Origin of the sequence: Klebsiella sp. HMSC09D12 (assembly GCF_001808475.1) — a bacterium.
GTDB classification, from domain to species: Bacteria; Pseudomonadota; Gammaproteobacteria; order Enterobacterales; family Enterobacteriaceae; genus Klebsiella; species Klebsiella oxytoca.
The window spans coordinates 310,755-317,458 of sequence record NZ_KV793483.1 but is presented as its reverse complement, the minus strand read 5'-3'; the positions used below and the strand labels follow the sequence as shown (position 1 = coordinate 317,458).

The following is a 6,704-nucleotide window of genomic DNA, read 5'->3' as shown; positions in this document are numbered from 1 at the left end:
CATCCACTTTATGGAAGCCGGTGACGCCGACGAAGCCGACGATGATTTTGTCGTAAGCCGTAGGGGAGACGTTAGTCAGATCGTAGCCGCGACCGCGGTTATCTTTCGCATCGCCGCCCTGCAGACGTCCGTCATACTGAGACCAGTCGGTGTAGTAACCAAAGACTTTCGGTTTGCTGGTTGAGGCTTTGTATTTGTTATAGACCGGTTTGGCGACGCGAGCGGAGGTATAGCTGTAGTTGCTCACTTCGGTTGCCGGGTTAAAGCCGTCTGCGGCGTTGCTGGTTTCGGTCAGCGTATCGCCCTGAATCAATTTGCTTGTTGCCACGTTAATTTCCTTCTGTGTTGAATGCCCACCTCAAGCGGTGTGGGGCAGATAATCGGGCAACGCGGCGGCCAGGGCTAATCACAAAATAACACCGGCAGCGATGATATTTCAGCTGAGGCGGCGATGAGGCTGATGAGGTACAGTGAGAGAAAATAAGCTTTTATAACAAAGAGATGATGTGAGGAGTGATGCGCGATGAGATCCCGGCGACCCGCGCCGGGAGAAGAGCTTTAAGCAAAGAGCGCGGCTAAGCGCTGCAGCACCAGTACGGCGCTGTAATAATCCAGGCGGAAGGTTTCCGTTCCCAGCGGATAAACGCGTTTACCTTCGACTGCGGGCAGATGCGACAGCAGCGGGTTGGCGTAAATCGCATCGGCATCTTTTCGGTCGCCAGCAAACAGGAACAGGCTCTGACCGTTAAGTCCGCCGGCTAAATTTTCACCGCCCAGCTGCACGATATCATGACGTTTCCCCTGACTCTGGCTGGCATGCAGCCCGGCGGGCAGATCGGCAAGGGTAAAGCCCAGCTGTTGAAGCATCTGCCCCTGAGCGGACTCTTTCGTCCAGATATTGGCGCTATGGGCCGCGGCGGTGTAGACCAGCGCGGTGACCGGCTGCGGCGGCAGCTTCATCTTCTCTTTCAGCGCCGCCAGCTTAGTATCAAATTCCGCAATTCGCTCTGCCGCCTGTTTTTCATGGCCGGTGATCGTCCCCAGTTGGGTCAGCAGGGCCTGCCAGCTTTTGTCATCGTAGTTAATGATAAGCGTTGGGGCGATGGTGGAAAGCTGGTCGTAGAGCGTCAACGCCGAATCGCCGCCGGTGGCGCTAATCAGAATCAGATCCGGCATTTGCGCAGCGACGGCCTCAGCGCTCGGTTCGCCAATGTAGAGGCGCGACAGCTTCCGCGCTTTCGCCACATCGCTCCACTGACGTAAAAATCCCTGACCGTCGGCGACACGGTTGTTCGGCGTCGTGGCGCCGCTGGCGACTACCGGCGCGTCAATCGCCAGTAGTGAGCCGGTCAGCGTCACGCTGGTGGAAACAATTCGCAGGGGCTGGCTTTCCAGCGTGTGCGTTCCCCGGCTGTCGGTTATCTGCCGCGGCCAGTCTGCCGCCAGCGCTGAGCTAATTCCTAAAATCGCCAGACCGCTGGCGAGGAGGGTACGGCGGCAAAAGGTGGAGAAATTCACGTATTCGCATCCTGATTAAGTGGTGATAAATGAGCTGAAAACAGATCTTTGCCAGCGACGATGCCCGCCTTTCTGCCGGGAGGAGGCTTGCGCCTTACCCGGCCTGTAAACGTCATAACATCATCAGGCGAAGCGCTCCCGGAAAAACGCACGTGACCGGCAATCTGTGATGAATGCTTCTCATTTTCAGCTTTGCGCCGCGTGGATGCAAGCCTAAGTCGCACAACATGCTACCTGTACGGTTGACATAGCGCGCAATACCTTTTAGGTTACCCAACCAAAATATAAATGATAATTATTCGTAATATCTTTATCGTTTTTTTGGAGGATGATATGGAAACGTCTTTGGCTGAGGAAGTACGGGAGAAAAAAATGACTCTGCCGCCGGAAAGCTTCTTCTTTATGTCGCCGTACCGCAGTTTCACCACCGCTGGCTGTTTTAGTCGGTTTTCTCATCCTGCCGCCGATGGCGAAAATCTGGATGGGGAATTCCAGCACAAAATGGCCGCCGCCTTTACAGCGGCGCGGGCTGCCGGGATCGCTAAGCCGATAATGGTCGGCGCCATTCCGTTTGATACCAGCGAGCCGTCCGAGCTGTTTATACCCACAAGCTGGGAAACCTTCTCCCGACCAGAAAAGCAGCACTCCGCGCGCTATGCGTCGGGGCTGCAGCCCATGGACGTGATTCAGCGCCGGGAGATCCCCGAACAGGACACCTTTATGGCGATGGTGACGCGCGCGGCGGCCCTGACCGCGACGCCGGAAGTGGACAAAGTGGTCCTGTCGCGCCTGATTGATATCACCACCCGTGAGCGGGTTGATAGCGGTGCGCTGCTGGAGCGCCTGATTGCCCAGAACCCCGCCAGCTATAACTTCCACGTGCCGCTTTCGGACGGCGGCGTGCTGCTGGGCGCCAGCCCTGAGCTGCTGTTACGTAAAGAAGGGGCGCATTTTTACTCTCTGCCGTTGGCCGGTTCGGCCCGCCGTCAGCCGGACGATGTGCTGGACCGCGAAGCGGGGCACAAGCTGCTGGCGTCGGAAAAAGACCGCCATGAACATGAGCTGGTGACCCAGGCGATGAAGGCCGTACTGGCACCGCGCAGCAGCGAGCTAAGCCTGCCGGATTCTCCGCAGCTGATCACCACGCCGACCCTGTGGCATCTGGCGACGCAGATTCAGGGCGCCGCGCTGGCAAACGAGAATGCCATGTCGCTGGCCTGTCTGCTGCATCCCACCCCGGCGCTGAGCGGCTTCCCGCATCAGGCGGCAAAACGCCTGATTAACGAACTGGAGCCGTTCGATCGCCAGCTGTTCGGCGGTATCGTCGGCTGGTGCGATGATGAAGGCAACGGCGAGTGGGTGGTCACCATCCGCTGCGCGCGCCTGCATCAACGCACGCTGCGGCTGTTTGCAGGCGCAGGGATCGTCCCGGCCTCTTCGCCGCTAGGCGAGTGGCGCGAAACCGGCGTCAAACTGACCACCATGCTGAACGTATTCGGCTTGCAATAAGGGACTATGATGATCGAATTTACCCGCTGGCCGGAAGCGTTCGCGGCCCGCTATCGGCAAAAAGGTTACTGGCAGGATCTGCCGCTGACTAACCTGATTACCCGTCATGCCGAAAACGATGCTCCCGCCATTATCGACGGCGACAAACGCTACAGTTATCGTGAGTTCAACCGCCTGGTTGATAATCTCGCCTCCTCGCTGCAGCGTCAGGGCCTGAAGCGCGGCGAAACGGCGCTGGTGCAGCTGGGCAACGTCGCGGAATTTTATCTGACGTTTTTCGCGCTGCTGCGGATCGGCGTGGCGCCGGTGAATGCGCTGTTCAGCCATCAGCGTAGCGAGCTCAACGCCTACGCCGCCCAGATTGAACCCGCCTTGCTGATTGCCGATCGCGAACACGCGCTGTTTGCCGATGACGAATTTCTGAATGATTTTGTCAGCCAGCATCCGTCGATACGCGTGGCTCTGCTGCTCAACGACAGCGGCGAACGGAGCCTGACGGCAGCCATTGAGCGGCCTGGCGATAATTTCATTGCCGGACCAACGCCTGCCGACGAAGTGGCGTTTTTCCAGCTTTCCGGCGGCAGCACCGGTACGCCGAAGCTCATCCCGCGTACCCATAACGACTACGACTACAGCATTCGCCGCAGCAACGAGCTGTGCGGCGTGAGCGCCGAAACGCGCTACCTGAACGCGCTTCCCGCCGCCCATAACTACGCGATGAGTTCGCCAGGTTCTTTAGGCGTCTTCCTCGCCGGCGGTGTGGTGGTACTGGCGCACGATCCGAGCGCCACACTCTGCTTCCCGCTGATTGAAAAACACCAGATTAACCTGACCTCGCTGGTTCCGCCTGCGGTCAGCCTGTGGCTGCAGGAGATCCAGGATTCCGGCAGCAATGCCCGCCTGCAATCGCTGCGGCTGCTGCAGGTTGGCGGGGCGCGCCTGTCCGCGACGCTCGCGGCGCGTATTCCGGCGGAAATCGGCTGTCAGCTTCAGCAGGTCTTCGGCATGGCGGAGGGGCTGGTGAACTATACCCGCCTCAACGATAGCCCCGAGCGCATTATCAATACTCAGGGTTGCCCAATGTGTCCGGACGATGAAGTGTGGGTGGCCGATGCGCAGGGCAATCCGCTGCCGCGGGGCGAAGTCGGACGGCTGATGACCCGTGGTCCTTACACCTTCCGCGGCTATTACAAGAGTCCGCAGCATAATGCCGAAGCCTTTGATGCCGACGGGTTCTACTGTTCTGGCGATCTGATCTCGATCGATGAAGACGGCTATATCACCGTGCAGGGACGGGAAAAAGATCAGATCAACCGCGGCGGAGAGAAGATCGCGGCGGAAGAGATCGAAAACCTGCTGCTGCGCCATCCGGCGGTGATCCACGTCGCGCTGGTCAGTATGGAAGATAGCCTGCTGGGAGAAAAGAGCTGCGCATATCTGGTGGTAAAAGAACCTCTGCGCGCGGTGGCGGTACGCCGCTTCCTGCGGGAACAAGGGGTCGCAGAATTTAAACTGCCGGACCGCGTGGAGTGCGTTGATGCGCTGCCGCTGACGCCGGTGGGCAAAGTCGATAAAAAACAATTACGTCAGTGGCTGGCTGAACGCAAGCTGGGCTGAAGGAGAAGACAGAATGGCAATCCCTAAATTACAGGCTTACGCGCTGCCGGAAGCCAGCGATATCCCGGCGAACAAAGTGAACTGGGCATTTGAGCCGTCCCGTGCCGCGCTGCTGATCCACGATATGCAGGAGTATTTCCTTAATTTCTGGGGCGAAAACAGCGCGATGATGGAGAAAGTGGTGGCCAACATCGCCGCCCTGCGCGAGTTCTGCAAACAGAATAATATTCCGGTTTTTTACACCGCCCAGCCGAAAGAGCAGAGCGATGAAGACCGCGCGCTGCTGAACGACATGTGGGGGCCGGGTCTGACCCGTTCTCCTGAACAGCAGCAGGTCATTGCCGCGCTTGCGCCGGACGACAACGATACCGTACTGGTGAAGTGGCGCTACAGCGCGTTTCATCGCTCGCCGCTGGAGGAGATACTGAAAGAGGCGGGGCGCGATCAGCTGATTATCACCGGCGTGTACGCCCATATCGGCTGCATGACCACCGCAACCGACGCGTTTATGCGCGATATTAAGCCATTTTTCGTTGCCGATGCGCTGGCTGATTTCAGCCGCGAGGAGCATCTGATGGCGCTCAACTACGTGGCGGGTCGCTCCGGTCGCGTGGTGATGACGGAAGAGCTGCTGCCGCTGCCGACATCGAAAGCGGCGCTGCGCGCGCTGGTGCTGCCGCTGCTCGATGAATCCGATGAACCGATGGATGACGAAAATCTGATCGACTACGGCCTGGATTCGGTACGCATGATGGCGCTCGCCGCGCGCTGGCGTAAAGTGCACGGCGATATTGACTTCGTGGTGCTGGCGAAAAAACCGACCATCGATGCCTGGTGGGCGCTGCTTTCTCGCGAGGTGAAATAATGAACGGGCTAGATTTTCACGGCCAGACCGTGTGGATCACCGGCGCGGGTAAGGGGATCGGCTACGCTACCGCGCTGGCGTTCGTTGAGGCCGGCGCGCAGGTAACCGGTTTTGATCTGGCGTTCGACGGTGAAAGCTATCCGTTTGCCACCGAGACGCTGAACGTCGCCGACGCGCAGCAGGTGGCGCAGGTATGCGGCCGCCTGCTGGCAGGGATCGAGCGGCTGGATGTGTTGGTTAATGCGGCCGGTATTTTGCGGATGGGGGCGACCGATGCGCTGAGCCTTGAAGACTGGCAGCAGACCTTTGCCGTCAACGTTGGCGGGGCGTTTAACCTGTTCCAGCAGACGATGGCGCAGTTCCGCCGCCAGAAAGGCGGGGCGATTGTGACCGTGGCGTCCGACGCTGCGCATACCCCGCGCATCGGCATGAGCGCCTACGGCGCCTCAAAGGCGGCGCTAAAGAGCCTGGCGCTGACCGTCGGCCTGGAGCTGGCGGGCAGCGGCGTACGCTGTAATCTGGTTTCTCCTGGTTCTACCGACACCGATATGCAGCGGACGCTGTGGGTGAGCGATGATGCAGAGCAGCAGCGCATTCGCGGCTTCGGCGAGCAGTTTAAGCTGGGCATTCCTCTGGGCAAAATCGCCCACCCGCAGGAGATTGCCAATACCATTCTGTTCCTCGCCTCCGACCACGCCAGCCATATCACGCTGCAGGATATCGTGGTGGACGGCGGCTCGACGCTGGGGGCATAAATGGCCTGGAAACGTCAGCTGACGCTGGATGAGCTTAACGCCACCAGCAGCAATACGATGGTGGCCCATCTGGGCATCGTCTATACCCGGATTGAGGAGGGCGTGCTGGAAGCGGAAATGCCGGTCGACGCGCGAACGCATCAGCCGTTTGGCCTGCTGCACGGCGGGGCCTCCGCGGCGCTGGCGGAAACCCTCGGCTCGATGGCCGGGTGGCTGATGACCGAAGAGGGGCAGTGCGTGGTGGGGACCGAGCTCAACGCCACCCATCACCGGGCGGTCTCCAGCGGCAAAGTCCGCGGCGAATGCCGGGCGCTGCACCTGGGGCGTCAGGGCCAGAGCTGGGAAATTGCGATATTCGACGAGCGAGGACGGCGCTGCTGCACCTGCCGTCTGGGCACGGCGGTCCTCGGCTGAGGCATAGCCTGTTCCCGGTGGCGCTG

At 59.8% G+C, this 6,704-nt stretch carries 6 protein-coding genes and 1 pseudogene; 5 read left to right on the top strand and 2 right to left on the bottom strand.

The annotated features are described in order from the left end of the window. Together HMPREF3178_RS16550 and fepB are read right to left on the bottom strand one after the other, a co-directional pair. Positions 1–328: pseudogene (locus HMPREF3178_RS16550) on the bottom strand (chitinase); the annotation flags it as partial. Positions 329–558: 230 nt separating this feature from the next. Continuing rightward, positions 559–1,518 (bottom strand): Fe2+-enterobactin ABC transporter substrate-binding protein, encoded by a 960-nt coding sequence (fepB, locus tag HMPREF3178_RS16545; protein ID WP_016809305.1) that lies wholly within the window; start codon positions 1,516–1,518, stop codon positions 559–561. Positions 1,519–1,851: 333 nt separating this feature from the next. Here fepB and entC point away from each other — a divergent pair, with 333 nt between their 5' ends. Genes entC through entH form a run of 5 tightly spaced genes read left to right on the top strand, consistent with a single transcriptional unit; the run spans position 1,852 to position 6,678 of the window. Beyond that, the gene (gene entC, locus HMPREF3178_RS16540) at positions 1,852–3,027 is read left to right on the top strand and encodes an isochorismate synthase EntC (RefSeq protein ID WP_004100073.1); all 1,176 of its coding nucleotides are present in this window, start codon (positions 1,852–1,854) and stop codon (positions 3,025–3,027) included. 9 nt (positions 3,028–3,036) lie between these two features. Continuing rightward, positions 3,037–4,644: a (2,3-dihydroxybenzoyl)adenylate synthase EntE gene (gene entE / locus HMPREF3178_RS16535; protein WP_004100075.1), complete on the top strand. Its 1,608-nt coding sequence runs from the start codon at positions 3,037–3,039 to the stop codon at positions 4,642–4,644. A 13-nt stretch (positions 4,645–4,657) separates the two neighbouring features. Further along, the gene (gene entB, locus HMPREF3178_RS16530) at positions 4,658–5,509 is read left to right on the top strand and encodes an enterobactin biosynthesis bifunctional isochorismatase/aryl carrier protein EntB (RefSeq protein ID WP_017146380.1); all 852 of its coding nucleotides are present in this window, start codon (positions 4,658–4,660) and stop codon (positions 5,507–5,509) included. Further along, positions 5,509–6,264 (top strand): 2,3-dihydro-2,3-dihydroxybenzoate dehydrogenase EntA, encoded by a 756-nt coding sequence (gene entA / locus HMPREF3178_RS16525; protein ID WP_004100080.1) that lies wholly within the window; start codon positions 5,509–5,511, stop codon positions 6,262–6,264. The genes entB and entA overlap by 1 nt, the downstream gene beginning before the upstream one ends. Continuing rightward, on the top strand, positions 6,265–6,678 hold the full coding sequence (gene entH, locus HMPREF3178_RS16520; protein WP_004111278.1) for a proofreading thioesterase EntH: 414 nt from the start codon (positions 6,265–6,267) through the stop codon (positions 6,676–6,678). Positions 6,679–6,704: the final 26 nt, after the last annotated feature.

What these genes read in the sequence shown, in the direction of transcription:
- entC (WP_004100073.1), top strand. Translation starts at nt 1,852, where the DNA reads ATGGAAACGTCTTTGGCTGAGGAAGTACGGGAGAAAAAAATGACTCTG.
- entE (WP_004100075.1), top strand. Translation starts at nt 3,037, where the DNA reads ATGATCGAATTTACCCGCTGGCCGGAAGCGTTCGCGGCCCGCTATCGG.
- entB (WP_017146380.1), top strand. Translation starts at nt 4,658, where the DNA reads ATGGCAATCCCTAAATTACAGGCTTACGCGCTGCCGGAAGCCAGCGAT.
- entA (WP_004100080.1), top strand. Translation starts at nt 5,509, where the DNA reads ATGAACGGGCTAGATTTTCACGGCCAGACCGTGTGGATCACCGGCGCG.
- entH (WP_004111278.1), top strand. Translation starts at nt 6,265, where the DNA reads ATGGCCTGGAAACGTCAGCTGACGCTGGATGAGCTTAACGCCACCAGC.